Origin of the sequence: Synechococcus sp. UW106 (genome assembly GCF_900474015.1) — a bacterium.
GTDB lineage: Bacteria > Cyanobacteriota > Cyanobacteriia > PCC-6307 > Cyanobiaceae > Parasynechococcus.
In genome coordinates, this window is record NZ_UCNV01000008.1 from 119,322 (window position 1) to 144,896 (window position 25,575).

At 55.4% G+C, this 25,575-nt stretch carries 36 protein-coding genes; 19 read left to right on the top strand and 17 right to left on the bottom strand.

The genetic code is table 11. The features are described 5' to 3' along the window. Positions 1-596: 596 nt before the first annotated feature. The 3 genes from DXY30_RS05350 to DXY30_RS14000 are packed head-to-tail and all read right to left on the bottom strand — an operon-like array spanning position 597 to position 3,627. Positions 597-3,287 (bottom strand): DUF3854 domain-containing protein, encoded by a 2,691-nt coding sequence (locus DXY30_RS05350; protein ID WP_115093686.1) that lies wholly within the window; start codon positions 3,285-3,287, stop codon positions 597-599. A 2-nt stretch (positions 3,288-3,289) separates the two neighbouring features. Further along, complete coding sequence (locus DXY30_RS05355; RefSeq protein WP_115093687.1) at positions 3,290-3,490, bottom strand: hypothetical protein; 201 nt, start codon at positions 3,488-3,490, stop codon at positions 3,290-3,292. Beyond that, complete coding sequence (locus DXY30_RS14000; protein WP_170951153.1) at positions 3,490-3,627, bottom strand: hypothetical protein; 138 nt, start codon at positions 3,625-3,627, stop codon at positions 3,490-3,492. Before DXY30_RS14000 ends, DXY30_RS05355 begins: the two co-directional genes overlap by 1 nt. A gap of 293 nt (positions 3,628-3,920) precedes the next feature. Between DXY30_RS14000 and DXY30_RS05365 the strand changes: the two genes are divergently transcribed. From DXY30_RS05365 to DXY30_RS05415, 10 genes are all read left to right on the top strand, one after another. Then, positions 3,921-4,103 (top strand): hypothetical protein, encoded by a 183-nt coding sequence (locus DXY30_RS05365; protein WP_115093689.1) that lies wholly within the window; start codon positions 3,921-3,923, stop codon positions 4,101-4,103. After that, complete coding sequence (locus tag DXY30_RS14005; protein ID WP_170951154.1) at positions 4,100-4,276, top strand: hypothetical protein; 177 nt, start codon at positions 4,100-4,102, stop codon at positions 4,274-4,276. The genes DXY30_RS05365 and DXY30_RS14005 overlap by 4 nt, the downstream gene beginning before the upstream one ends. 13 nt (positions 4,277-4,289) lie before the next feature. After that, on the top strand, positions 4,290-4,505 hold the full coding sequence (locus DXY30_RS05370) for a hypothetical protein (protein WP_115093690.1): 216 nt from the start codon (positions 4,290-4,292) through the stop codon (positions 4,503-4,505). 341 nt (positions 4,506-4,846) lie between these two features. Continuing rightward, on the top strand, positions 4,847-5,068 hold the full coding sequence (locus DXY30_RS05380; protein ID WP_115093692.1) for a hypothetical protein: 222 nt from the start codon (positions 4,847-4,849) through the stop codon (positions 5,066-5,068). A 163-nt stretch (positions 5,069-5,231) separates the two neighbouring features. Further along, positions 5,232-5,546 (top strand): hypothetical protein, encoded by a 315-nt coding sequence (locus DXY30_RS05385; protein ID WP_115093693.1) that lies wholly within the window; start codon positions 5,232-5,234, stop codon positions 5,544-5,546. A 226-nt stretch (positions 5,547-5,772) separates the two neighbouring features. Next, entirely contained in the window at positions 5,773-6,099 is a 327-nt protein-coding gene (locus DXY30_RS05395) for a hypothetical protein (protein WP_244281289.1), read from the top strand. Positions 6,100-6,312: 213 nt separating this feature from the next. After that, positions 6,313-6,498 (top strand): hypothetical protein, encoded by a 186-nt coding sequence (locus DXY30_RS05400; protein WP_115093695.1) that lies wholly within the window; start codon positions 6,313-6,315, stop codon positions 6,496-6,498. Positions 6,499-6,608: 110 nt separating this feature from the next. Continuing rightward, positions 6,609-6,821 carry a hypothetical protein gene (locus tag DXY30_RS05405; RefSeq protein WP_115093696.1) on the top strand — a complete coding sequence of 71 codons (213 nt, stop codon included), beginning with the start codon at positions 6,609-6,611 and terminating at the stop codon, positions 6,819-6,821. A gap of 69 nt (positions 6,822-6,890) precedes the next feature. Then, entirely contained in the window at positions 6,891-7,556 is a 666-nt protein-coding gene (locus DXY30_RS05410) for an SDR family oxidoreductase (RefSeq protein ID WP_115093697.1), read from the top strand. 15 nt (positions 7,557-7,571) lie between these two features. Then, complete coding sequence (locus DXY30_RS05415; RefSeq protein ID WP_115093698.1) at positions 7,572-8,357, top strand: J domain-containing protein; 786 nt, start codon at positions 7,572-7,574, stop codon at positions 8,355-8,357. 1 nt (position 8,358) lies between these two features. Here the strand turns inward: DXY30_RS05415 and DXY30_RS05420 are convergent, their stop codons facing one another. After that, a complete protein-coding gene (locus DXY30_RS05420; protein WP_115093699.1) occupies positions 8,359-9,318 on the bottom strand; it encodes a hypothetical protein in 960 nt (319 codons plus the stop codon). A gap of 268 nt (positions 9,319-9,586) precedes the next feature. Next, a complete protein-coding gene (locus tag DXY30_RS05425) occupies positions 9,587-9,691 on the bottom strand; it encodes a DUF4278 domain-containing protein (RefSeq protein WP_115023449.1) in 105 nt (34 codons plus the stop codon). A gap of 575 nt (positions 9,692-10,266) precedes the next feature. On the opposite strand from DXY30_RS05425, the gene DXY30_RS05430 reads away from it, so the two are divergent. Beyond that, positions 10,267-10,458, top strand: coding sequence for a hypothetical protein (locus DXY30_RS05430; RefSeq protein ID WP_115094203.1), 192 nt, complete (start codon positions 10,267-10,269; stop codon positions 10,456-10,458). Here the strand turns inward: DXY30_RS05430 and DXY30_RS14425 are convergent. Next, entirely contained in the window at positions 10,442-10,726 is a 285-nt protein-coding gene (locus tag DXY30_RS14425; RefSeq protein WP_244281290.1) for a hypothetical protein, read from the bottom strand. The genes DXY30_RS05430 and DXY30_RS14425 overlap by 17 nt on opposite strands. 44 nt (positions 10,727-10,770) lie before the next feature. Here DXY30_RS14425 and DXY30_RS14430 point away from each other — a divergent pair, with 44 nt between their 5' ends. Then, positions 10,771-10,974, top strand: a complete 204-nt coding sequence (locus DXY30_RS14430) for a hypothetical protein (protein ID WP_244281292.1) — start codon at positions 10,771-10,773, stop codon at positions 10,972-10,974. Between the two features lie 130 nt (positions 10,975-11,104). On the opposite strand, the gene DXY30_RS14010 is transcribed toward DXY30_RS14430, so the two are convergent. Next, the gene (locus tag DXY30_RS14010) at positions 11,105-11,413 is read right to left on the bottom strand and encodes a hypothetical protein (RefSeq protein ID WP_170951131.1); all 309 of its coding nucleotides are present in this window, start codon (positions 11,411-11,413) and stop codon (positions 11,105-11,107) included. A 33-nt stretch (positions 11,414-11,446) separates the two neighbouring features. On the opposite strand from DXY30_RS14010, the gene DXY30_RS14015 reads away from it, so the two are divergent. From DXY30_RS14015 to DXY30_RS05445, 3 genes are all read left to right on the top strand, one after another. After that, positions 11,447-11,599, top strand: coding sequence for a hypothetical protein (locus tag DXY30_RS14015; RefSeq protein WP_170951155.1), 153 nt, complete (start codon positions 11,447-11,449; stop codon positions 11,597-11,599). Beyond that, the gene (locus DXY30_RS05440; RefSeq protein WP_115093700.1) at positions 11,592-11,801 is read left to right on the top strand and encodes a hypothetical protein; all 210 of its coding nucleotides are present in this window, start codon (positions 11,592-11,594) and stop codon (positions 11,799-11,801) included. Before DXY30_RS14015 ends, DXY30_RS05440 begins: the two co-directional genes overlap by 8 nt. Before the next feature lie 242 nt (positions 11,802-12,043). Next, entirely contained in the window at positions 12,044-13,678 is a 1,635-nt protein-coding gene (locus tag DXY30_RS05445) for an FAD-dependent oxidoreductase (protein ID WP_115094205.1), read from the top strand. Positions 13,679-13,680: 2 nt separating this feature from the next. Here the strand turns inward: DXY30_RS05445 and DXY30_RS05450 are convergent, their stop codons facing one another. Then, the gene (locus tag DXY30_RS05450) at positions 13,681-13,893 is read right to left on the bottom strand and encodes a hypothetical protein (protein WP_226423290.1); all 213 of its coding nucleotides are present in this window, start codon (positions 13,891-13,893) and stop codon (positions 13,681-13,683) included. Positions 13,894-14,302: 409 nt separating this feature from the next. Further along, complete coding sequence (locus DXY30_RS05455) at positions 14,303-14,608, bottom strand: hypothetical protein (protein WP_137006801.1); 306 nt, start codon at positions 14,606-14,608, stop codon at positions 14,303-14,305. A 194-nt stretch (positions 14,609-14,802) separates the two neighbouring features. Here DXY30_RS05455 and DXY30_RS14020 point away from each other — a divergent pair, with 194 nt between their 5' ends. Beyond that, entirely contained in the window at positions 14,803-14,949 is a 147-nt protein-coding gene (locus DXY30_RS14020; RefSeq protein ID WP_170951156.1) for a hypothetical protein, read from the top strand. A gap of 315 nt (positions 14,950-15,264) precedes the next feature. Continuing rightward, a complete protein-coding gene (locus DXY30_RS14025; protein ID WP_170951157.1) occupies positions 15,265-15,438 on the top strand; it encodes a hypothetical protein in 174 nt (57 codons plus the stop codon). Between the two features lie 431 nt (positions 15,439-15,869). On the opposite strand, the gene DXY30_RS05465 is transcribed toward DXY30_RS14025, so the two are convergent. The 8 genes from DXY30_RS05465 to phnC all read right to left on the bottom strand — a co-directional run bounded on the left by DXY30_RS05465 (position 15,870) and on the right by phnC (position 23,139). Next, on the bottom strand, positions 15,870-16,580 hold the full coding sequence (locus tag DXY30_RS05465; RefSeq protein WP_115093703.1) for a zf-TFIIB domain-containing protein: 711 nt from the start codon (positions 16,578-16,580) through the stop codon (positions 15,870-15,872). Beyond that, positions 16,577-17,554 carry an SPFH domain-containing protein gene (locus tag DXY30_RS05470; RefSeq protein ID WP_115093704.1) on the bottom strand — a complete coding sequence of 326 codons (978 nt, stop codon included), beginning with the start codon at positions 17,552-17,554 and terminating at the stop codon, positions 16,577-16,579. Before DXY30_RS05470 ends, DXY30_RS05465 begins: the two co-directional genes overlap by 4 nt. A 644-nt stretch (positions 17,555-18,198) precedes the next feature. Further along, positions 18,199-18,804, bottom strand: a complete 606-nt coding sequence (locus DXY30_RS05480; protein WP_244281293.1) for an inositol oxygenase family protein — start codon at positions 18,802-18,804, stop codon at positions 18,199-18,201. Next, complete coding sequence (locus tag DXY30_RS05485; RefSeq protein WP_115093705.1) at positions 18,801-19,574, bottom strand: phytanoyl-CoA dioxygenase family protein; 774 nt, start codon at positions 19,572-19,574, stop codon at positions 18,801-18,803. Before DXY30_RS05485 ends, DXY30_RS05480 begins: the two co-directional genes overlap by 4 nt. After that, a complete protein-coding gene (locus DXY30_RS05490) occupies positions 19,571-20,572 on the bottom strand; it encodes a phosphonate dehydrogenase (RefSeq protein ID WP_115093706.1) in 1,002 nt (333 codons plus the stop codon). The genes DXY30_RS05485 and DXY30_RS05490 overlap by 4 nt, the downstream gene beginning before the upstream one ends. Then, positions 20,569-21,378, bottom strand: a complete 810-nt coding sequence (gene phnE, locus DXY30_RS05495; RefSeq protein ID WP_115093707.1) for a phosphonate ABC transporter, permease protein PhnE — start codon at positions 21,376-21,378, stop codon at positions 20,569-20,571. The genes DXY30_RS05490 and phnE overlap by 4 nt, the downstream gene beginning before the upstream one ends. A gap of 55 nt (positions 21,379-21,433) precedes the next feature. After that, positions 21,434-22,330 (bottom strand): phosphate/phosphite/phosphonate ABC transporter substrate-binding protein, encoded by an 897-nt coding sequence (gene phnD / locus DXY30_RS05500; RefSeq protein ID WP_115093708.1) that lies wholly within the window; start codon positions 22,328-22,330, stop codon positions 21,434-21,436. Between the two features lie 44 nt (positions 22,331-22,374). Then, positions 22,375-23,139, bottom strand: a complete 765-nt coding sequence (gene phnC / locus DXY30_RS05505) for a phosphonate ABC transporter ATP-binding protein (RefSeq protein ID WP_115093709.1) — start codon at positions 23,137-23,139, stop codon at positions 22,375-22,377. A gap of 225 nt (positions 23,140-23,364) precedes the next feature. Here phnC and arsB point away from each other — a divergent pair, with 225 nt between their 5' ends. Continuing rightward, a complete protein-coding gene (arsB, locus tag DXY30_RS05510; protein ID WP_115093710.1) occupies positions 23,365-24,375 on the top strand; it encodes an ACR3 family arsenite efflux transporter in 1,011 nt (336 codons plus the stop codon). Positions 24,376-24,388: 13 nt separating this feature from the next. Further along, positions 24,389-25,573: a chromate efflux transporter gene (gene chrA / locus DXY30_RS05515; protein ID WP_115093711.1), complete on the top strand. Its 1,185-nt coding sequence runs from the start codon at positions 24,389-24,391 to the stop codon at positions 25,571-25,573. Positions 25,574-25,575: the final 2 nt, after the last annotated feature.

Sequence of the window (25,575 nt, forward strand, 5' to 3'; positions counted from 1 at the left end):
CACCTTTTCCGGGTTGCAGGCAGGGGCGATTAGGTCGCCAGACGGGCTAAAAAGTGGTCATGATTGCTGGGATTAAGATAAGTATTTCCGATGTAAAGATTGGCCAAAAGGGTTGACAAAAGGTCCGAAAAATCGCGGAACACCCACATTTATCCGAGAACATTCACCACCACCACTGATATCTCCCTCAGACACACTCAGGAGACGCTGTGGCAGCCCTGGACTCCATCGCACTTATATATGCACTGCAAACCCCTTAAACGCCTTCTAGGGGCATCCAGAGGCAGGCAAGAAATAAAAAAATAAACTGGGAAAAAATAATTTGAAAAATAAATTTCACCTCAGATAACGAGCGTAGGAAGGCAAACGCTTCAAACGCATCTTTGAGATGAACCCTGTAGGAGTGGTGACATGGAGAAAACCAGGGAAGGGCTGGGTGATCTTGTAGCCCTTGCGCGACAATTCCTCCCAGGCTTCTGCGACAAATACGCTAATCATTCGGATAAAAAAAGTTTCTATAGGGTTGCGAAGGTGATTGCACAATTTCTGAAGTGGGTCCTTAAAGGCATTAACACCCACTTCTATTTTTGTGCAGTTCAGGAGATCGTGTATGACCAGACTCGACCGCCTTGGATGGAGACCTGATTCCCCCTGGTGACATCGAAACCAGCCATCTGAACCAGAGCCTTGATGAAGGTTGCCTTCACCACATCGTCTGGACCTGGGATGGTGATCTTGCCGCCAAGTAGCTGTTTCAGTTCCTGAGCTTCAGGCTTATCCAGTCCCTGTACAAGGGAGGCTACGGCCACAAATTCCTGGGTGCCTTCATGGAACATCCCAGCATCAATCAGAGAGACCACTGAGAGCCTCTGTAGCCAGTAGAAAGCATGGCTGGGCTCCCTTTGTTCGTAATCAGCAGCAAGGCCGGTTACGGAGGCTTTCTGGGCTATTGACCGTGCTTCACCCAGAAGGATTTCCCCTTTGCAGAGTTGCTTGAGCAGGCCCTGGCGGAATGACTTTGCATTATCGCGTTGTCGCTTAACCCGTACCTTGCGTGATGTTGTGGCTCCCTTATCGGGGTTCTGTGCCAACAACTCAAGGAATGGCTTTAGCGTGTAACCCTGTTCCTGGAGACGGCACTTAAGCACGTGTTCATTAGCGATGGCCTCATAATTATTCCGAGCCTCTAATTTGTGGGAATAAAAAAGTGAGCCGGTTGAAATTGCTCTAGCGAAGTCCATATAGGCATCAGGATCACCGTGACTGGCCGCCTTTGATTTCGCCCGTTGAACTGCTTCGAGATTTGTTTTGCCGGTGCCTTCCATTGCCGCTGGAACAACCGAGGGCATTAACAACACCCGGACCTGAGCACTGCGAGCCCGATCAAGAGCCTGGAGAGCATCCTCGGGACCCATGGCGTACTGCTGAACACAGGCAGCAAGACCCACAGATGTCTGAGCCATCGAGATGCCGGAGATGACTGAGGGAGACATCGCCACCATGTCGTAGGCCGGACCAACCTCTTCCGTGTTCCCCATGAACTCAGACACTGCCTGAGAGGAGGAGTTTTCTGCGCTGATCTGAAGGATGTTCTTCTCATCAGTAAAGGGAGCCGAGAACTCGATCATTGACTTGGCTTCCCCGAACGATGCCCAGACCTTGTGCCCCTCTTCCAGGGCCTTGGCCGAAAGCTGTTGCAGGAAGTCGATGTTCTCCTTGTTGGCTGCTCCCACGTACAGAACACGCTCCCTGGTGAAGGTGGTCTGAATGACGCGGGGTGTTGTTCCGGTTGTCTGTTTCAGCCACTCCAGCTCAATGTCACCCAGGCCGGATTCAGCGGCGATCACGGTGACGCAGGGGTTCTTCAGGAGACGTTCAAGTGCTTTGACGGCTTCACGGCGAACCTCTGGCATCCGTTCAGTGCCACCGACCAGAAGGTGCATCCCGGTCTGAGAGGTCTCATCCATGAACAGGATCGTGGGCCGAGGGTTCTCCTCCAGCTCATGACTCCAGCGCCACATGTCCCACTCATTGCCTGAGGTTTTCTTGATCGACTCACAGCAGCAAAACAGCCCATCTCTGTTGATGACTCCCTCATGCAGGCCATGGGTGCGTTCCACGGTGTTGCGTGCTGCCGACATGTCGCGGACGCCGAACTCAGCAGCGCCCTTATGGACAAGCGAGGCCCGGTGATACAGGCCCAGCACAACCATCCGATGACCCAGCTCTCTCTCCAGTAGGTCCACAGCAGCCACCGAGGCTTTCGTCTTGGCGGTACCGGTCGCACCAACCAAAGCGATCACCCGGCTGTCGATGGATGCCTTCTGTATGTCCTCCGGTTCAAATTCCCTGTCGATGGTGATGGTTGACCACTGCTTACAGAGACGGCTGTAAGGGTCTTGGCTGAAGAGGCCACGGACGCCTAGATCCTCTTGGTGGCCAAGGATGGGGAGGGTGGCAGGCACCTCCATTCCACGCAACTTCGCGGCGACATAGTCATCCGTCTTGGCATGGCTACCGACCCAGGAGTACCAGCGAGCATCAGCACCGGCTTTTGAAAGCTTGATATGGAGTTTCTGAGCCTCCTGCACAGAGGAGTTACCTGCGTCGAATCGAACCGTGATCCGGCGACCACCTGCGGCCAGCATCTGCAACGGCTTACGGAGGCGATCAGAGCGCGACTTCTGTCCGGCGGAGTTGATGCCATTCAGGCCGACTGCAAGTTGCCCAATCGATGTGGATGCCAACGCCTTCAGGGCTGACTCCTCAACGTGGATGGGGACCTCAGGGCTATCGAAGACGAACCGCCAAGCCTTCTCGACGCTGTATTGATCTTCCGGGCAATCGAAGCCGTAGTGATCCAGAAGCTCCATGGCTCCAGACCAACTCAGGGGAGGAAGAAAAACCTTCACCCGTGTTGAGCGGCAATCGAACTTGATCTGCCCGTCCGCACCGTTGCGAAGGGAGGGGTGTAACCGTTGTCCAGCCCACTCCAGTCCAGGCTTGATGGTGCCCCGGTCGGTGATCACCGCGGAATAGAGGTTCCAGTTGATCGAAGGGGTTGCCTTCAGCGTCCTGGATGCCATCCGGTTCAGGCTGCGTTCAGTCTGCGCAACCTCGTTAGGCCGTAGCTCGCTGTTGTTTTTGGCTTGCTCTTTCTTGGCCTCAGCGTGACGATGAATCGCGTCCTCCCAACCCTCGTCTGCACCGGTTGTGATGAAACCGTCTGCGAACAGGGTGTGATCGATGCCGTGATCTTTGACCAGTTGGAGATTGAGGTCCTCCATGGTCAATCAACCCGACATGCACTGACGCTCAGTCCGCCATCACCGTCAAAGCACACCTCAACAAAGGTGATCTCTTCGCAGTACTCGCACCTTGCCCCGACAGCAGTGCGCCCGTCGTCATTTACCAGGATGTTTGCGTCATGCAGTACGTGGTTGCCGCAGTGGATGCACGTCACGTTGGCCAACTCGATGGTGTCCCTCATCACTGAGCCCCCAGCGCGAAGAGAGAGGTGCCCTCAGCGGGAACGATGCGGCCGTCGACTGCTACATAACTGATTCCGTTGAACTTGCTCCGCTTAAACCCGAGGACGATCACCTCGTAGTCATCGGTGACTGCCATGAGCGGCTGAGCCCAAGGCGTGAAGCCCAATTTGTACCCAGTAACTGCTGGCGGGCTGGTGCCTGACTCGTTGTAAAAAGTCTCTGTAGCCATGAAGCTTGCCTCCGTTATGTAGATGGTTGGCCGGACCTTGGATGGCCCTACAAAAAAACTAGGACCCACAAATGTGGATCTCCAGGTGACTCCCTAGGTTTCCAATTCCTGAACAGCGGTAACCCGTACCTGTAAAGGCTGAGATCCCAGTAACTACGTCAATCGGGGCGGAAGCCTATTGGCAGTTCTGTACAGCGTTTATGAGCTTCAAGACTGACAAACGTCTGGCCCTGTATCTCGGCGATAGCACTGAAGACAAGCTCTTCCGTAGCCGTATCGAGGTGGCCAGCGACACCCTCGGAGTAAGCATCAGCAAGCTCCTCAAAGAGTCCGCCAACTACGCCCTGGACAACGTTGCAGAGCTGAGGGAGAGGCTGCGGTGATTACACACGAAGAGTATTTCCGCCGGAACGTCGAGCGTTTCACCGGCATGGTCGAAAAGGCCAAGGCCGAAGACTCCTGCATGTTGTGGCTGTGGGAGAAGTGCCTGGCATCAGCGGAGAGGCGACTGGCTATTCACCTTGAGGAACTGAAGGGTGAAGCCGAATTGCCGTGATGCTGAGCAGAAAATGACCCCGGAGCAGGGAGCCCGATATCAACGGCTGCTGACTCTGTGGGAGGAGTATTGGGAGACCGGCAATAACTTCGGCGGCCGGTTCTTTCGCGACTTCGAGCTTGAAGGTGACCTCCAGGGCGCAATCAACAGCTTCTGCGATGAGGTGAACGGTTGGGTTGAACCATCACCCAGGAAGCCGCCAATGACGGATCTCGGCAACCTTGGCTGACGAAATTCTTGTGACCTCGGGGGGCGCCTCGGGGTCTTTTTTTTGCTCCTGGTAACTAGCAGAAGCGTTGGTCAAGATTGCATAGTTTTCGATTGGTATCCCAAACCCACCAGGGCTCCAGGGGGCGGTGATAAATCAGCTTCAGAGGCCAGAGCGTCAGGCTCAGCAGAACTTGGATCAAGACTGTTTCAAGCCAACAAATCAGCCGCTGTACATGGCTGAGTTCGGTTGTTGAAATGCGTGACTTCATAGCCAGAGCCCGCTCTCTTCCTATGGCTTAGCACCCTTTCGGCAGGTTCGCCCGGGCCCTTTCGGAACCCTTGTGTAGCTGACCGAGACCTGTGCCCATACCTGACTTACAGAAAGCCCGAAGCGTTCTTATTGGCGGCAAGTGGACCGCGATTGGTTCCGCTGTCGAACTAGAGGACGGCTGGATCAAGCTTTCGGTCCCCGGTGGTCTGACGGTGAACGTACGGGCCAAGTCCATTGAGGCCGTTCGCTATGTCGAGGCTGCACCCGTCGAGATGCCGGCGAACTTCGCCTTTGATCTGGGGCGGTCATGAGGAACGTCTTTCCTGCGCGTAGGCCGCACTACCTTTCCGCAACCTGTGTTCGTGATGCTGACGTCGAGGTCTACAGAGCTTTGAAAGCTCGGGCTGAACTGGCTGGCATTTCACTGTCTAAGCAGCTTCTGGAAGCCTGCCGTGAATATCTGCGGGGGCACTGATGATTGACACCTGGAGCGAGATTCAAAGACCTGATTACGCCAAGGTCCTCTGTGAACGAGAGGAGGCCATGGAGCGTGGTCGCCAACGCCGGAAGCAGGAACAAGAGGCCCTGGAATGGGAGCGCCAACAGAAGGTTGAGCAGGAACGGCAAGACCTGTGGAGCTGGTACGCGGGTTATGACGTCGCCGAAAGCTTCGCTGCAGGGGATCGGGCCCGGGATGCTGTGGCCGCTCAGGAGCTACGGCAGGACATCCGCAATCAGGTACTGATCACAGAGATCGATCGCGAAGTGGAACAAACCCCAAAAAAGTGAAACATTTGTGTAACAAGGCCTTGCTCTTCACCTTCTCCGAAGACGCCTGTTGCTTGTCAAGACAAGTCGAGCACAGGAGTTTGCCCTTATGACGTCTATACGCCGCCATCGAGCGTTCGATGCGCATTGAGCACCCCTCACAGCGAAATAACGGCATCGACGGTTCCGCGAGGGAGCCCCTTCTAACGCAACGGCACGACTGAACCGGTGTTCTCTGTGACGATGGGTGGGCTTCCGTCGCCTCAAGGTTGTGATGCAGGCTTTGTGTGTGGTGCTGCTCACTCTGATTTCACCTGTTGCTCGTGGGTCAACGGCGTTTCAGCCCTTGGATCGGGTGGAGGGTTGGTTGATTGAGCGACGTTTGGATGAAAGGCAGGAGCCGATCTGCCGTGCATCTGTTCCAGGCCCTGGCACCTGGTTTTCGGCAAGGGTCCGGTTGGATCCAGATGATTTGATTGTTGTGCCGGCTGGACTGCAGAGGCCTGATAAAGCTGCGCTGACCGCTGTTCGTGAGGCCCTCCAGCGCTGTCGCGACAGTGTTCTTTATCTCTGAGCCGATAAAGCTTTGTGGCTGACGAGGCTGCCGCTGTGAAATCGGGCTATGAAACTCAGTGTCGGCCTTTGTCAAAAAAACGTCGACTCCTCACACCCCCTGAGCCTCCGTTAACCGCGGGGGCTTTTTCTTGCCCCAATCCCGAACTACATCTTTTGATTTTGTGCTCAGCAAAAGTTTTGCGGTTGTGATGTTTTTAATGACTTTTGTCTGATGTATTGCATCGAGAGGCTTGATTCAGGGGGGCAATGGATTCAGGAGATCTGCTTCAAAACGGAGTTCAAAGCCTTTGTGAATGCCCGTACCAAATCACGTGCCACCTTGAAGACCTATCGCGTGGTTCATGCCACCTGGAATCAGGTGGTCACTGTTGTGCAGGGATCGGCTGAATTCTTTTGAATGGCTTTGATTTGGCGTCTTCAGTGCCGCTGTGATCCCGAAGACTTCAGGTCACTTCCTGGGATTGGGGATGTCCTGAGCCATAACCAGTGGCCTCGAGGACTTTGGCCATGATTCTCACGCGATATCTCAGTAGCGAAGGTTGGGTGGAGGAGTGTTCCCATGCCCATGCTTTTGAGGCCTACATCGACGCACGACGTCGCTGTGTTCTTCGAGGCTGCCCTTATTTACTGGTCAATGCGGAGACCGGCAGCACAGTTTCGGTACTCACGGTGAAGCAGTGTTTGCATCAGTACGGCGTTGACGGTGATCTATCCGATTAATCAAATCGTTTGATCTCTTCGGTGGATCGATGGAAGAGCCGGCAGGATGGCGGTGGCTGAAATTTCCCCATGTCGACGTTCCTGGTCACCGGCGCGAACCGTGGGATCGGGTTGGAATACTGCCGTCAGCTCAAGGCCCGGGGAGAGGAGGTGGTGGCTGTCTGCCGTCAAAGCAGTGATGGACTGGAGCACCTAGGGGTGCGTGTTGAAGCCGGCCTTGAACTGAGTGACAGCCAATGCATCGATGATCTGGTTCACCGCTTGACGGGCTTGTCGCTAGATGGCGTCATCCTCAATGCCGGTATCCTGCAGTCGATGGGGTTGACCGATCTGGATCCCACTGGAATCCGCCGGCAGTTTGAGGTGAATGCCCTTGCTCCTCTGCTGCTCGCCCGGGCTTTGGTGAATCAGATGCCCCGTGGTGCCAAGTTGGTGTTGATGACCAGCCGTATGGGCTCCATCGATGACAACACATCCGGAGGTTCCTATGGCTATCGGATGTCGAAGGTGGCCCTGAACATGGCCGGAAAATCATTGGCGATTGATCTGGAGCCACTCGGCATCGCCGTTGCAATTTTGCATCCTGGATTGGTGCGTACTCGGATGATCAAGTTCAATCCAAGTGGTATTCACCCGGAGCAGGCGGTGGAGGGTCTGTTGGCACGGATTGATGCCTTGACCATGGCCAACAGCGGCAGCTTCTGGCATGCCAATGGTGAGCTGTTGCCGTGGTGAGACGGGAGAAACGCTTTGGGTTTTGATCCGCGTCACTGGTCTGGAGGACGTTCTGAACAACGGGTCACCAGCAATGTTGAGGCGTTGCTGGCCGAGAACGATGCCCTTCGACGTGACGTGTTGCGGCTCAACCGTGAGTTGGACCGATTGCAGCGGCAGCAACGCCAACGCTTCCGAACCGAATCGACTTCCCACCGCTCTTGGAGCGAGCCATCGGCCCAAGCTCCGCCGCGCATCAGCAGCCACCAGGTGCAGGCTTGGGGGCAGTCCCTTGCACAGCAGCCGGGATGGAGTGTCCTGCGTCAGCGCGGGTTGGAGTCTTTGATTGATCAGCTCAACCGCAGCAGTTTTCCCTCTCATCTGACCCTTGAACAGCGACTCGATCGTCTGGTTCCTGGTTTAGGGACTGATCTTCGGGTAGCGGTTGGATCCAAGGCGAGCAAACAAACAACGGCAGTCCTCGCGGCGTTTGCGATGTTCGGCGTTCGGGCCAGCGAGTGGCTCGATGAGGATCCACGACGGGTGGTTGAACAGCTGCGTCAGCAACAGGAACAATTCAGCTCCAAGCGGCAGGGACGTCGCACGCGAAGTGATCAAAGGCGAACAGATCGTGTGGACTTTGGACATCCCCGTGATCCACGGATTGCAGCTTTAGATGTCCTCGGGTTGGACTCCAACGCGTCACTCACCGAGATCAAGCAGGCTCACCGAAAATTGGTGAAACAGCACCATCCCGACCTTGGCGGTTCGGCAGAGGCTTTTCGCCGCGTTAATGAAGCGTATCAACGCTTGGTGAACTAACTCAGCTCCACCAAGCCTTCTGAATGTTTGTTAGCGGTGTGTCTGCATACTTGAAATAGTCAAGGTTGATGAGCGGGTCGACATTGCAGGCTTTGCCTCTGCTGATTGCCTGAGCGATACGCTCAATTCCATCATCGGCTGAGAGCGCTCTCCCAAATTTGTCGGCGCCGTAGAAGCTATGCAGCAACCCAGTTTCCAAGATGCTGATTGCTCCAATAAATCCCAGGGTTGCACCCTTTGAGCGGCTGGAGGAAGCCATGAATGCTGTGACTTCCAATTCTCCGATGGGGGTGGTGTCATACCCAGCAATTAGATGGATCCAGTCGTGATGCGCGAGCGCTGCGTTGCCGGCCCCCAGTTCACCGGGAAGTTTGAATCCTCTTGATTGGTAAAACTCCCAGAGACTGCGTCCAAGGCTGCCCTGGGAACAGTGTTTGAGGTTGTCCCAGCGTGCAAACTCATCAGGATCAGCCGTGACACATAAGCCATAGGCGTGATCACCGTATTTTTTCAAGAGATCCTGAAAGACGGGATCGCTTTGATCATCGCCTTCTCCGATCCAGTTGCAGCGGTAAAAATCTGTTGTTGCCTGGGTGATGGCGTTCTGTGCCAATTCCCTGGCGAGGTTCAGGATCTCGCCGTTGATGTTCAGTGCGTTGGCCCAATGATCAATGTCCCTACTCAACGTCTCCGGGATCGGATTGCAAAGCATTTCGAAGGCGATCAGCAGTTCCAGCAGCTCTTGGCGCTCCGATGCTTGTGTCAACGTCTCTGCCAACGTTTCAACCTCAATTCCGGGATGGCCGGAGAAGTTGATCTCAGCGTCAAGCAGCCTCAGGAAAAGGGTGTGGGCAAGGTCCTGTTGAAAAGACGTGTACCAGTGGCCTTCAACTCTGTGGACTTGCACCAGTGCTGATGCCAGGAGATTGGCCTGTTCGTGCGAATTATGAATTAGGAACATCGTTCCAGCACGCCTTAAAGAAACCAATGCTTAGCGATGGATCGCGACTTCTGATCGGTCTTGTCCGATGATTGAGATCTAATTGGGGTGATTGCATGCCAGTGGAATTTGGGGTCGTCTGCATCGGTGCAGGCATCGCTATCGGTATCTCCTTGGGTGTGGCGGTTTGGTTTGAACGTTGGAAAGCCAAGCATCCTGATCCCACGACGAAACAGCCATAAAAAAAGTCCCGCCTAGGCGGGACTTGAGCGAAGGTTTTGTGCTGTTGTCAGCGAGCGACTTTCTGACCGCGATAAACGAGCACAGAACGCTGGTTGCTGGAAGCAGCTGCGTTGTTCTTGGTGTACTTCTGGCCGCGATAGGTCAGGGTCATGATGGGTTCCTCGAAGCAAGCTCAGGTCCCCGTTCCATGGCCTGAATCGAACTGCGCCTCGCCTACGGCGGGGTGAACGTAGTTTCGTAGCTGTTGCTACACATCCTTTATAGAGGCGATATGAACCCACGTGTCGTTCGTGCTGTTACACAGCTGCAATTTTGTTTAGCCCAGGCCTGAATAACCCCGCTTGGATGCATTCCAGCGGTTTTCATTCAATTGCTTCTGCGCCCGTTTGGCGGTGTATGCACCGGGCGAGGTTTGAGTTGCGGCGTTTTTTGAGCCGCCTTGGTGATGGACTGCAATAGAGTGGAGTAGGTAGTGGTTTGCGTCATCTCAGCGTTTCAGGAACTGATTTCATCTTGGCGCTGATTGGAGTGACGGAATGATGGATCGGCTACCGATCTGGCGGTTCAAGCTCTGACGGTTTGTTTGTGGACTCAAAGCTTCCATTAAGTTGTTGCCATTGTGAACAGTTCGCACGCAATCAAGTGTTCTTTGATGCTTACTTAGTGTGAAGCTGCTAGCGCATTAAGCCTCCGTTCGTACCGTGTAGGTACTTGGTTTTAGATGTCATGAACAGCTCTCAGAGCAAAGATGATTGGGTGAAGGCACAGCAACATAAGCTTCATAAGCCCATTGATGTGGACACATTGATGTGGGTGCGAAACCGCTTAATGCGCTTGGAAGTGGAGGCGCGTTGGGCCGACCGCATTTGTGTGTTTGAGGAGTTCTTTCCTAACGACGCGATCATTCCGCGCATTTGACCGAATTCTGTTTTTGACTGTTTTTGGCCAAAAGGGAGGTGTGCCAAAAACCTGCAGCAGTCATCATCTGGCCTGTGTATGGGCTTAAAGGGGCATATCGGTATGTGTTGTTGACGCTGATCGCAACCGTTCCGCAACCGCCTACTCCGCCCGAGGAATTCACCCGTTTGAGGTGGTTCCAGTCGAGGCAGCAGCGAAAGCCATGCGCCATGCCTACGTGATCATCACGGATGGTCAAGCCAGAAGCCATGAAGATGAACGCAAACATCTCTCAGCAGGTGCCGACCTTGTGCTGTTGCCGACCTTGTGCTGTTGCCGACCATTCCGCAGGCTCGCTTGGTCGAGTTCACGGTTGAACTCTCGTCAATGCTGCGGCAGATGGGCACCATGCAAACCGCGTTATTGGTGAAGGTGGATCGTCGTCAACAACGGCTTGCTCAGGATGCGAGCCAAATCTTGGATGGTTTCGGGGTCGATGTGATGCAGGCTGAAACCTGCCTGTTGGCTGCGTTTTAAAAAGCAGAGGTGGAGGGTGTTTGTGTGTCTGATGCGGTGTTTGATCGCGGGCGGCCCGATTCAAGGCGTATGGGCGGATGGTCGGCCTATTCCAGGCGGCTGTTCAGATCCGTGGACGCTTGTATGGCGATCACCCATGGCGTCGGTTGCCGATCGAACAGACAGGCCAATCGGTTGCCGCCATCATTGCTTCAATTGGATGTTTGGTGATGGGCCGCAGTTCCTGGGTGAAAAATCCGACCCGTTGTTCAGCAGCGTCAACCTGGCAGTCCAATGATTTATCTGCCTCTTCGGCACAACCTACGGTGAAGCCCTCCCGATCTGTTGTCGTGCTCAACGCGAGCTCCTCTGGTGAAAACGCATGATCGAAACCGTTGTGATGCTTGCGATCGGCTTTTCCATGGCCGGCGTTGTTCTGGGAACTCTCAACACTGATCATTCGGTTTAAGTTCAGACGTTGTCGCTGCTTTTGATGCCAGGTCTTTTCGCCTTCATGCTCGGGCAGCTGGAGATCAGCAATCTCACCGCAATCTTTCTGGCTTTGGTCGCGTTGGTGTTTGTGGGTAGCTTCGCTGTGGTGTCGTTGCAGACCGGCGAGCTGATCAAACCTCCTAAAAATGATTGAGACGCTCTTGGTCAACGGTCAGCAGGTCGTGCTGAAGGTGCCAAGCGACCGTGTTGTTGCTGAGCGGGTGGTGCGTCACATTCAACGGCGTATTCATGAGGACGACTGGAGGCCCTACACCTGCAAAGCCGATGCACTGCGGGCATGGGTCCGCTTGGGAGGCATCCGAGTGCAGGTTCTGCACGCCTTGAAATTGGTCTGATGACGAGCTGAATTTCAGAACGATCCCAGCAACTGAGTCATCGCTGCCGCTGCACCGATTCCCCCGAAGAACAACACCAAGGGAAGAAGAACAGGCCAGCGTGCGCTTGTGTCGGGATTCATCGGATGGTTTCGAACAATCGAGACAACGCTATTGAGCCGTTCTGCTCAGTGGCGATGGCGACCGTTGCCGCCTCAGAGCTCCATGATGCGGAGACGGTTCACTCGATATCTGAAGGTTCGATGCCTGAGCAATCCATGGTCACCCAGGCTGAGTCCTCCCATGTCGTGGTGATCGGTGCTGGCTGGGCGGGCTGGGGTGCTGCGAAAGCCCTCTGTGAAGCAGGCATGCGGGTCACCCTGATCGATGGGATGGCGGATCCAACAGGTCGTACGCCAATGCGCACCGCAACTGGCAAACCTTTTGAAGCCGGTACCCGTGGTTTCTGGAGGGATTACCCCAACATCAATGCGCTAACCCATGAGCTCGAGCTCGAGCATGTGTTTACCGACTTCACGACCAGTGCCTTCTGGTCTCCCGATGGTTTGGAGGCCACCGCACCGGTGTTTGGTGATGGGTGGCAGCTCCCCAGTCCTTTGGGTCAGGCCATGGCGACGGTCAAGAACTTCAAGCGCCTTCCAGTTGCCGATCGATTAAGTATCGCCGGGCTTTTGGTGGCGATGCTTGACCTCAATCGCAGTGAGGCGACATTCCGGCGTTATGACGCCATCGATGCGCTGACGCTGTTCCGCCAACTGAAGATCAGTGAGCGGATGATCAATGAGTTTTTGCGTCCGATCCTTCTGGTGGGGCTGTTCAAGCCACCCGAAGACTTATCCGCTGCCGTCACCATGGAGCTGCTCTATTACTATGCCTTGGCGCATCAGGACTCCTTCGATGTGCGCTGGATTCGTTCTGGGACCATCGCAGAGCGGTTGATCGCTCCATTGGCGGAACGCTTGCTGGACCGTTGTCAGCTCACAGTTCAGGGAGGCACGCTGGCAACTTGCCTCAATCTCGATCACCAGGCAGCAGCGATCCAGTCTGTGGAGGTCCTTTCGCCCGCAAATGGACGAACAAGTGTGATCGACGATGTGGATGCGGTTGTTCTGGCGGTGGGTTCTAATGGCATGAATGCTCTGATGGCGCAGTCGCCGTCCTGTGCGGGAGCCCTACCTGAGCTGGTGGCTGCCGGCACATTGGGAGCGATTGATGTGGTGTCGGTGCGGTTGTGGCTGGATCGCTATGTCGAAGTCGACGATCCCGCCAATGTCTTCTCGCGCTTTGCGCCATTGCAGGGTTCGGGCGCCACCTTCTTCATGCTCGACCAGCTGCAGAAAGGAGATGAAACGGATCTCTGGGGTGGTCGTGCTCCTCAGGGGTCCGTCGTTGCCAGCGACTTCTACAACGCCACAGCGATTGCGGCGCTGAGTGATCAAGAGATCGTCGACACCCTGATGAAAGAGCTTCTGCCGCAAGCGGTGCCGGGTTTTAGGTTGGCGCGGGCTCTGGAGTTTGAGGTGCGGCGTTACCCGGGTTCGGTGTCGTTGTTCTCACCTGGCAGTTTCAGCCAACGTCCGCCGCTACAAACATCGCTGCCATCCCTGGTCTGCGCTGGCGACTGGGTGCGGATGGGAGAACGCGAGCACGGTGCCAAGGGACTGTGCCAGGAACGTGCCTATGTCTGCGGCCTCGAGGCAGCCAATGCCTTGATACGGAATGGTGTGCTCAAAGGAATGGATCGCGCGAGGAGTCGAGAGCATGAAGTGCTTCCGATTCGTCCGGAAGAGCCCCAAGTGCTGCTGGGGCGGGCGATGAACAAACTCGTGATGGACCCGTTGGAGGCTTTCGGCATCCGGTTGCCCTGGATGCCCTGAGCTCAGAAATTCAGCTGACCGGAGAGCCAAAGTTCCTGCCAAGACCCTTGGGCTGCAGCACTTAAAGCCATGAAGATGGTCACGCTGATGCCGCCCAGGGTTAGACCCACCCCCATCATGATCAGGGCGGTTAGCCCTTCTGCCTGGGTGAGTGGTTGCTTGTCGAGAAAGCGACGCTTGGCCATGGCTGCGGATCCAATGCTCCCGTTCTGCATCGGCCTCCGGGGTCTTGGCAACTGGCCTTATCACTCATTTATGCAGAGTTGATGCACCACGCGATGGTTGGGGGCTGAGCGAGGAATCTCAGCGAGGCTTCGCTTTCAGATCTGCGCTTGACGTCGCCCCAGTGGGTTTCATCATGCAGCTATGACTGGTCTGATCTGTGGCATGACAGCCCTGTGGCTCCACTCTTGGTGGTGTTGCAGAACAACCAATTCGCCGGCGGTCAAACGAAGCTGGCCCTATCCGCGTTCCTGGAAAAACAGCTCTGATCTCTACGCAAGGCCCTGTCGTCGGCATCGCCATCTCAGAGCGCGCACCCAATTGACTGCCCGCAGTCGCCGCTTCGCCGCTGCACCCTGAGGCGATCGAAAGCCTCCGTTTTTTGCTTGGCTCTGCTTTGGTTCAATTGAGCGATGAGAACCTCAGTTCAAAGACCTTGCTGGGCTCGTGTAAAGCATGGAGTTTCACAGGCAACATTGCGGGTCGTTGTTGTTTCCATCGTGTCCAAGGTCGTTGGGATTGAGGAGCGACCTCGGGTTGGCGTGAGATCTGCACTGACGTCGCCTCTTTGTTCTGGGCTTGCTGCTCCAGTTCGGCACTGAGGAAGAGTCCTGCAAGGGAAACCATCAGGATCGTCAGGATTGCTGCGAAGAGATACATGGTCGACCGAGCAATGGCTTGTTCCTGTTCCTTGCTCAGGTCGTTCATGGTCTCGGCCAAGATCTGACAGAGGTGTATCAGTCCAAACTCTTGGCTGCGATTACAGAGAATGTCGTTTTGTGTGCGGACCTGAAGTCGATGTCTTTCGTCGCAGACGCGCTTAGGCCATTTCACTCTTAGTCACAGCCTTGGTAGCGTTCGTTACTAAAATTCGTTAAGATCTTCAAACCGGCGTTTACAGCTTGAACGGCAGCCAATCGCTCGAGGCCATCAGAGAGAAGCGTCGTCAGCAGCTGATGGGTCTGTCGTTTGTGGCTGCAGCGGTTGGTGTGCTGACGCTTTTGACGATGCGTCTTGGGTCCTGTTGTTCCTGGTTCGGCATGCACTGACCGCTATTGACCTCGATCAAGCGACTTCTGCACGTCCCCTGCAGCTAGTGTTTTTTCAGGGTAGACCCGCCTCTGAGGGCTGATTACGCTAGATGTGGTGTCTCCCGTCTTGCTTGTTGATGCAGGGCCGGTATCTTTCGAAAGTTCCCCGTCACCTGGCTCCAGTCCATTCGGCTGGGGCTTTTTTGTTGTCCAGCTCAGAAAGCTGTAACCACGCAAACCAATCTCCAATTTTCTTAAGTGACAAGGGTCGGGTTTGCCGGTCGCTGCGAGGCTGGGTTCCTTAGCTTGTTGCCCCCCCCTAGACAGCTCTTGATGTCCCCCGCAGAGCTATCGAGCATCAAATGGGAGCAGGATGGTGAGATGTCTGCCCAAGACACGTGGATCCTTGTGAAAAAGCTCACCAAGGTGGAGGAGCAAGACAAGGCATCCAGCCTTTTGCATTTGTCGTCGAAACACAGCCACTCCAAGCGATCCAACCGTCGCTGATCTGACTCCTGCTGATCAGCGCTGGGGTTTCAGACCACTGCTGCCAATCAGCTCCCAGTTGCAGGAAGAGGCCTCAATGACCTGCTCTTGGGTTGTCTCTCGAATTTTGTGCGACTGGGCAGAAGTGACTGCTTGGTCTCTCTGTTCGACGTACTGCCCTTTCCATGGAAAAGTTTCGGCCAGTTCTGCCAGCGTGCGTCGTGTCACCACACTTTTCAGGCTGATCTCTTGGTAGCCATGGCTGATAGGCAGCAGCTGATTGCCCAGATTCTGCTCAGTTATTTCAAGCAAACGCCGAGATCTTCTCTGTGAGTGGTGAATCAATTGTCAGTGACTTTGTTCATCTCTTTAACGAACTGACCGTCTCTTTGGTATTCGGTGGATTTTGATAAGATCATGTGATCTAATTCGGATTTTTGGTATCCCTGCTGTCACCCAAACAAATCGGTTATTATTTCAACTATTTCTTCTAGAATGGTAGTAGAAGGTTGCTGTTGGCGCTGTATTAAGTGTTCAGGGCTATTGTTCGGTATTGATTGAGTGTTTTGATAAATTGCCTCGATTTTTTTTCGACGCTTCTGATCAATTTGCTGTTTATTTTCATAAGCATGATGGTCTTGATCGAGTTTCTTTCCGCCGGCGCGACTCCATTCCATGAGCTGTCTTAATTCACCAGCATCGAGCCAGAGGCCGTGATCACGACAGTAGTCAACTATGACGCCACTCCTTTTTCCATGCAATTTGCGATTCATTAGTGTTCCACACGCTGGACAAGGTCGGTATTTCCAACCCTTGACCAAGGATCGATTGGAATTTTCTAAATTAGCTAGTAGCTGGTAATCAATCTCGCTGGGTTGGCGTACTTTTATTTCGAGGATTTTGTCTAGGATATCTCGCTCTATGAAGAGACCATTGCAGCTACTGCAACGTCTTACTTTTAGCTGTTCTCTATTCGTTCCATTGCTTGATTCGAGGATCAAAGGTTCGAGCAATATTTCACAGTCTGGGCACTTAAAATTATTGAGATCGTATTCTTCGGTAGATCTGAATGATCCTTGAAGATCGACATCGATACGATGACCGCAGTAGTTGCAAACCACGCCACGAGATGGAATTGGAGCTGCACAGCAGGGGCAATTCATTGAGCATTTCCAGTTTCATCTTCTCTATCATCTTGTTGTATTGCCTTGGGTTTCGCGTCTGGGCTTGGCTTCGTTTTCTGAGTTCGTTCGCCAAGGCCAAACCCCATGGCTAATCCTGCTGCTCCCGCTGTCATTCCAGATTGGTTTTGAGCTGCTTTTTCAATTGCAATTCCTTCCTGATATTTTTGGAAGTTGTCAAGATCACCTGTTAGGCCTATGGCTGCACGTCGGTCTATGGCGGCTTCGACTTCGGAAGGTAGTGCAATATTTTCTATTAGTAGATTGGAAATCTCAAGACCATATTCTGCTGATGTCGAAGTCAAGCTTTGAGATAGCTCGGCCGCAATCTCGTCGTATCTTGCTGCAAGATCAAGTGCAGGAGTTTTGTGTTCACCAAGATAATCGGCGAGTCTGCTAACAATTAGGTTGCGAAGTTGATCTTGAATGTCTTTGATGTTGAATATGGCTTTGCTGCCATTCAAGCTGCTTATTAGCGTCTTGGGATCGCTAACTAAGACTTCGAATGTTCCGAATCCTCTCAGTCGAACGGGGCCTAGCTCTGCATCACGTAACACAATAGGATGTCTTGTGCCCCAACGTTGGTCAGTGAATCGTCGAGAAGAGATAAAATAAACTTCTGCTTTGAAGGGGCTTTCAAAGCCTGTGGGTAGGGCCAGAAGCGTTGTCAATAGTGGAAGATTGCGTGTAGTGAGTGTGTGTCGGCCCGGCTGAAAGCAATCAGCCATTTGACCCTCGTTAACGAAAATGGCCTGTTGCCCTTCGCGAACGATGAGCTGTGCTCCCCATTTTATTGCGTCTTTGTATCTAGGAAAGCGCCATGCGAGTAGTTCTGACCCATCCTCGTTCCATTCGATAATATCGATTAATTCACCGAGTAATGGATCTAGTAAGCCCATTGCTTGACTGGTAATCTTGATGTTCCAAGTATGACCTCTGAGTCTTTTTTCTGCCATGTGAGATGGCGATATGTCGGAATCTCTTCTTGAATCGGTTTCTCGTTAGTCATCTGACTGATGTGCCTAGTCCTATTCTTTGTTTTCTGATTTTCATTGTTGGAAATTGTTTGGGCGTGATTATGGACCAGTGCTGATCTGCAGCCTGGGCTTCAGAGCGTTGCAGGTTCTGTGATGGTGCTCATCACTCTCTTTTTTCCCTCGTTCTTGTTGATTGGCGTGCTCTTGCCCTGGGCATCAATGCATCGGTGGTAGGCATCCTCCTGGCGGCCTTGTTTCAACCCGTCTGGTAGACGGGGATCTACGGCGGAGCATGAGTTCAGCCTGGCCTTGGTGGCGTTTGTGGTGTTGGTGAGCTGGCGGCAACCGGCGTGGCTGGTGGTGCTGTTTTGCGCCGCGGTGGGTGGTTTGACCCTGGTTTGATCGATTCCTCTGCAGAATCACTGCATCGATGGGGAGCGTGGTGGCTGGAGCTGGTGTGAATCCTGCTGATCAGCGCTGGGGTTTCTGGCCGCTGCTGCCACTTGGGTTCGAGTTACAGGAACAGGCTTGAGGGGCTTGTCCCTAATTTGTCCCTCATTTTTTGTGCAACTGGGATCAATGGTGTGCAACTCCTAGGGAGCTGACCTTGCTTGAATCCTGCTCTACAGGAGATGGTCCAAGACCACCTGCTTGTAGGCATCCAATTCGGGCACTTCAACCCCGTGAACCTTGGCCCGGTCGTCCCAGCGCCGCAGTGCCATGGCATCGTCCATCCCCTCTAAGGCCAACAGGTGCATTGCTTCAGAACGGCTCAGCTCTCCGCCTTGCACGGCAAAGCTGCGTTTCGATGCATCCGATAGCCCCGCGTAATACGTCTCATCCAGGGAGCACAGCAGCCGTTTGGCTGAGACATGGCGTTGGACGGGGGCAACGACCTGCGTGGGGAAGAACACTGAGAGTGCTCGGGCTGCAACGGCCTCATGGGCACAGTCTTGATCGAGGAAATCCCCCCGTTCATCGTGTTCATCGATCATCAGATGGCCGATGTCATGGAGCAGTGATGCCACCACCAGGTGGGGCTGCTGAGACTCCTGGTGGGCCAGATGCGCTGTCTGCAGAGCATGTTCCAGCTGCGTCACCGATGGGTCATAGCTGGATTGCCCATGGGTGTTGAGATAGGCGAAGAGCAGGTCAACGCGCTCTTCGCGACTCCCCGCTTGCATGGATTTCATCCATTCCATGGCGTGGTCGGCGAGTGCAGTAGTCATGAGACGTCCTCCCCGAGAAAGTGGTTGATCAAGCTGACGCGCCCTTCCGCCAGCGCCTGCTTTTTGTGGTCGTAATACTCCGATCGCAAATCGCCTTCGGAGCTGGCGTTGTAGGTGACGTACAGCGCGCGGCGGGAACGATCGGAGCGGTTGGTGCCGCTGCGGTGTGGTGCATAGGAGTTGAAGAACACAGCGTCTCCAGCAGCCACAGGCATCGGCGTCCATTCGAGTTGAGCTGCCCGCTCAATCGGGAGGCATCCATCAGGATTCACATCGATCACCCCGTTGTGATGGGCCCCTTTGGCGAATTCCAAGCAGCCGTTGCTTGTATCCGCTGAATCCAAGGCCAGCAGCATCGTGATGTGCAGCGAGCCAAACGGGTAGGCCGGAGCATCTTGATGGGGGGCATACCCGGCCGCACCGGGGTGCTTGTAGTTGATCTTTTCCTTGAACAGCACCGGCGGCTCGCCAAACAAGGCTTCGAGCATGTCGTGCACCCGCCCTTGGGTTAGGAACTGATGCAGGGGCGGGTGATCCTTGGCGAAGTCTTCGGTTCGCGCTTTGACCCGTCCATGGTCTTCTGTGTTTTCGAAGTAGTGGCGGCCCAATGTCGACGCGTTGGAGATGTCGTCAACCCAAGCCAGCAACTCGGCCATGACGTCGCTTGCCACCAAGCCAGGCACATGGACGACGCCGTCTTGTTGATGACGCCCTTTGAATTCAAGGAGATCCTTCGGATCCCAGTGCGTTGTGGTTGTGATGTTGCTCATCTGATCGGCGTCAGGGTGGACTGAACAAGTGCTTTGAGATTGCGGGCCGCCGTCATGGCGATGTCGTCGCGGATGGATTGAACGGCTGACCCGATGTGCGGGGTGAGCACGGTGCGATCGCGCTGATCGAGCAAGCCCTGTGGAATGGAACCAGGGTGGTCCTGCCGGGCCCAGTCCTCCATCTCAAAAACATCGGCTCCGTAGCCCCCCAGCTGGCCCGATTGCAGTGCCCGCACAACAGCCTGTTCATCCACCACCGAGCCGCGGCATGGATTGATCAGCACCGCTCCCGGCTTGCAACGGGCCAACACATCCGCATTGATCAGATGCAGCGTGTCGTTTGTGAGCGGCACCATCAGCACCAGGTGATCACTGTGTTCAATCACGTCGTTGAACTCCACATGCTGGAGTTCAAGACGTTGCTCAGATTGGCGATCAAGACGAATGGGATCGCTGTAGAGGAGCGTTGCGCCGAAGCCCCGCATGCGCTCGGCGAATTCAAGGCCGAGTTGCCCCATCCCCACGATCCCTACCGTGCTGTTAATCACTCCTTTGGAGTAGAAATTCGGCCGCCATCCAGGGAACTGCCCTGTGCGCACAAAGGCGTCTCCTGCCGGGATGGATCGCGCCAGGCTGATCAGCATCGCAACGGTGAGTTCTGCCGTTGGTGCCGCCAACAAATTGGGGATGAATTGATAGCGAATCTCCCGTGCATCGCAGGCGGAGAGATCGAAGTTGTCGAAACCACGCAGGGCTCCGGCAATCGAGCGCAGCCGCGGGCAGTGATCAAGAAAGTCGGCATCGACGCAATCCGGCATGAACATCAGCAGGCCGTCGGCGTCCGCTGCTGCCTCCAGCAAAGATCGACGGCTCCAGGGTTCCCGGCTGCGATTGGCGGTGACCCGTGCGAATTCGGAGAGGAAGTCGATGACTTCCTCCTGCACATAGTTCGTGACCACGAGATGGGGCCGCTGTTGATGGCTCACGAGGGTTGTCATTGCACCATCCAATGCCGCAGAGCATTGCTCATCGAATCGAGCGCTGTGACCACCACAAGCACCACCAGCAGCAGGGCCGAGACCTGTTGGTACTCCATGATCCGCAGAGCACTGATGATTTCCAAGCCAATGCCGCCGGCACCCACGGCGCCCACCACCATCGAGGCTCGAAAGTTGTATTCCCAGCGGTAGAAGGTGACATCCGCCATGGCTGGGAACACCTGGGGAAGGATGCTGTGAACGATCACTTGCATTTCAGATGCTCCCGATGAGCGGGCTGCTTCGATCGGTTCCTGATCGCAAAGTTCGATCGCCTCGGCGTAGAACTTGCCGAGCATCCCAACGGAGTGAAGACCGAGGGCCAACGTCCCGGGCAGGGCACCGAAGCCCACGGCGGCCACAAGAATCATGCCGAGAATTAACTCGGGAACGGCTCGGGTCACGTTGAGAATTGCGGTGGCCATGACATACAAGCCACGGCTGGGGCTGGTGTTTCTTGCTGCGAAGAAACAGAGCAACAGTGAGAAGAACACAGCGATTGAGGTGCCCGCGATGCTCATGGCCATCGAGTCGATCAAGGGCTTAATCCAGAACTGCCACCGCCCGAAATCCGGTGGGAACATTTCAGGCAGCAAATTCAAAATCGCCGGCACCCCTGTTGCGATTCGATTCGGATCAAACAGGCCCACAACGGCCAGGGAACCAACCACCGCCGCGAGAATGACTAGAACGCGGAGGCATTGCTGTCGCCATCGCAGGTCATGGCGCCGAAGAATGGCGCGATGAGAATCAACGGAAGCACTCATAACGGAAGAACAAAAAGGTCCCGATGGTGTGACCCATCGGGACAGAGGAACATGTTCAGTTGACGAACTTGCCGAGGTCGAGGCCCAGCAGATCACCCGCTTTGCGGATGCCGTCGTAGTCCTGATCGGTAATCACGGCGAATCCATCCGCCTTGAAGGGCTTCAGGACGCTGTCGTCGTTCAGCTCAATGAAGGTGGTGCTGATGGTCTCCTTCAGTTCGGGCTTCAACGACGAGCGCATCGTCCAGGGGTACTGCGGGATCGGTGCTGATTTGGCGATCAACGTCACTTTCGTGTCGTCGATTTTGCCCTTCTCCTTCATCGACTCAAAAATCGGGCAGGCCATCCCACCGGCTTGAGCATTACCGTTCTGAACCGCCAAGGCCACAGCGTCATGTGCCCCGAGGAACACCCCCTCGTAGTCCTCACCCTTGGTGAGGCCATTCTCTTTGAGGGTCAGTTCCGGGAACAAGCGACTGGAGGTTGAAGCTGGGTCTCCAAAGGCAAAGGTTTTGCCTTTGATCGCTTCAAAGTCGGTCACCCCGGCTTCGGTGTTGCCGATCAGACACGAGTTGTAGGTCTTGGTGCCACCCTTGATCCGTGCGGCGAACGGTTCGATCTCGCTCTTGGTTTTGGCCAAGACGTACGACAGCGGTCCGAAATAGGCCAGGTCGAGGCGATCGTTACGGGCCGCCTCGATCATCGAGGAGTAATCGGTGGTGACCACCAGTTCGATCTCCTTCCCGAGTTTCTGATTGAGGAATTCCTTGAGCCCCTGATTGTCCTGAATCACCGTCGCGGCATTTTCATCCGGAATCAGGGCAACAATCAGCTTGTCGGGATCACTGGTGTCGGCAGACTTACCAGTCGTTGTTTGGCTGGAGCAACCAACCAGGAAAATCGCAGCAGAGGCGAAAGCGACGGCTGTAAAACGCGCAGCTTGGGACAACATGGGGAAGAAATGAAGAGCAAGCCTGAACTCGAGACGGCGGTTTTTTAGGTGACCGCTGCCTCGAGCTTGTGGCGATACAGAGCGTGAATCTCGCTTTCCTCCAGGTTCAAGGCGTGTTGGTTACAGATGATGCGGCCAGCCGCCATTCCAATGATTCGATCGGCAAACTGACGCGCGAATTCCACTTGGTGAAGACTCACCAGAACAGCAATCCGATCGCGTTGGCAGATGTCTTTCAACAGCGAAAGAATCTGCAGTGAACTCTCTGGATCCAAGCTGGCAATCGGCTCATCCGCGAGGATGAGGCGTGGTTCTTGCACAAGGGCCCGAGCGATTCCAACGCGCTGCTGCTGGCCACCACTGAGGTCTTTGACGCGGGCCAGTGCCTTGTCGATCAGGCCAACGCGTTCAATAGCTGAAAGGGCTTTTTGACGATCGCTCTCCGGTAGTGGAAGCAGTGAACGCAGGAAGGAGTGGTACCCCAATCGCCCCATCAGCACGTTGTCCAGTACTGATAAGCGGTCAATCAGCTGATGCTGCTGGAACACCATCGCCGTATCCCGCCGGTGGGCGCGGAGCTGCCGTTTGGAGCATGAGCTGACTTCTCCGTGGTGCCGCGAATGAATGCTTCCTGCACACGGTTGAACCAGTCCATTCAAAGAGCGAAGCAGTGTTGATTTGCCGGCCCCGGATGAACCCAGGAGAACTACAAATTCTCCATCCTGGATTGAAAAGTTGATATCTTGAACTGCATAATTGCCATCTCCAAAAGACACTGATAGCCGTTTAATTTTCAACAGGTCTTCCATTCGTCTTCTCTGCCGTGCTCGATATCTAGAAATTTAACCCTCTCCTGGTGTTGTCGGTTAAGGGGTGAATAAGGATTGATTGCGATCTACTTATCGGCGCTCAAATAATAAATCTTTTGGTCTGATCTTATCGCTTCCATAACCTTCGGCTTCTTTTACTGCGTTGCTTTTGAGCGGGGACTTCGTCGCTATAGGCTCATTCCATCAAGATCACTTGATGGATTAATGGGCCTTTTTGAGCGCTACCTCTCTCTCTGGATCGCCCTGGCGATCGTGGCTGGGGTTGGTCTTGGAGCGTTATTCCCCGATCTGGCGGGTGGAATCGCGGCGTTGGAGGTCGTGGGGATCAATCTGCCGATCGCGGTGCTGATCTGGGGAATGATTTTCCCAATGATGTTGGCGGTCGATTTTTCCTCCATCGGAGCGATTCGCCAGCAGCCACGGGGGCTTTTGGTGACGGCTGTCGTGAACTGGTTGATCAAGCCGCTCACCATGACAGCCCTTGCCTGGCTGTTCATCCGTGGTGTGTTTTCCGCCTGGATCCCGGCAGCTGTTGGCCAGGAGTACGTGGCCGGGATGATTCTTCTCGGGGTCGCGCCTTGTACGGCGATGGTGTTTGTGTGGAGTCGCCTCAGCGATGGCGATCCCAATTACACCCTGGTGCAGGTCGCGTTGAACGACGTGATCATGGTGTTTGCTTTCGCGCCGATTGCGGCGCTTCTGCTGGGGGTCTCGGATGTGCTGGTGCCTTGGAACACGATGCTCACAGCCGTGGGGCTGTTTGTTCTTGTTCCCCTCCTGGCCGGATGGTTGACGCGGCTGAGTCTGCGTAGTGCCCGCCGAATTGAGCGGTTGGAGACGCGGCTCAAGCCCTTAGCGATTGGCGCCTTGATCGCCACCGTGTTGCTGCTGTTCATGGTGCAGGCCCAGGCGATCCTCGCCAATCCGCTGGCCATCGTCTTGATCGCCATTCCCCTGATCCTCCAGACCTATCTGATCTTCTGGATCACAGCGTTTTGGATGCGCTCAGCAGGCCAGCCGCGATCGATTGCGGCACCCGGGGCCATGATCGGCGCGTCCAACTTTTTTGAGTTGGCAGTTGCGGTGGCAATCAGCCTGTTCGGTCTGAACTCCGGGGCTGCCTTGGCCACGGTTGTTGGCGTGCTGGTGGAGGTTCCGGTGATGCTGTCGCTGGTGGCGATTGCCAACCGGAACCGACGCCTGTTCCCCGCCTGAGAGGAGCAGCGTGATGCCCGTTCCGCTGCAGGTGTTCGTTCGGTTCTTCGTGTTGGGGCTGACGTCCTTCGGTGGTCCCGTGGCGCACCTCGGTTATTTCCACGAGCGTTTTGTGCAGCGGGAGCGTTGGATCACCGCTGAGGCCTACGCCGATCTGGTTGGGCTCTGCCAGCTGTTGCCAGGCCCTTCAAGTTCCCAGGTGGGCATGGGTCTGGGGCTGATCCGGGCCGGTTGGCTTGGCGGGCTGGCCGCCTGGGCAGGGTTCACCTTGCCCTCCGCCGTGTTGATGGTGCTGGCGGCGTCGCTGCTCTCAGCCCATCCCACCTGGATGGACGGGGGCTGGGTGCATGGCTTGATGGTGGCGGCTGTGGCCGTGGTGGCCCAAGCCGTTCTGGGTCTGCAGCGCAAGCTGGCTCCCGATCGGCAGCGGGCCAGCCTGATGGTGGGGGCAGCCGTGCTGGTGCTGTTGGTGCCTCGTGTCTGGGCTCAGCTGTTGGCCTTAATGCTCGGTGGGTTGGTGGGGTTGTGTGCTCTGACGCCACCTGAGCTGGAGCCATTGGCGCCTGAAAGTCTCATGGTTCCGCTGCGGCGCTCTGTGGCGCTGGGCTTGCTTGTCTGTGTAGCTCTGCTGTTGGTGGCTCTGCCCTGGCTGTCCGCTGAGGCCAGGCCGCTGCTGGTGCAGCAGCTCAGTGGATTCCTGCGCACGGGTGCCTTGGTGTTCGGCGGTGGCCATGTGGTGCTTCCCCTGTTGGAGCAAGCGCTGGTGCCCAACGGTTGGATTGACCTGCAGCAGTTTCTGGCGGGGTACGGCGCCGCCCAGGCGGTGCCGGGGCCGATGTTCAGTTTCGCGGCCTTTCTTGGCTTCGATCTGCAGCCAGGGCTTCAGGGCATTGCCGGTGCTGCGTCCGCGCTCATCGCTCTTTTTTTTCCTTCGTTCTTGTTGATTGGCGGGCTCTTGCCCTTCTGGAGTGACCTGGGCCGATTGGCTCCGATGCGTCGAGCTCTGCTGGGCATCAATGCATCGGTGGTGGGCATCCTCCTGGCGGCCTTGTTTCAACCCGTCTGGCAGACGGGAATCCGCGGCGGAGCTGAGTTCAGCCTGGCCTTGGTGGCGTTTGTGCTGTTGGTGAGCTGGCGGCAACCGGCGTGGCGGGTTGTCCTGTTTTGCGCCGCGGTGGGTGGTTTGACCCTGGCCTGATC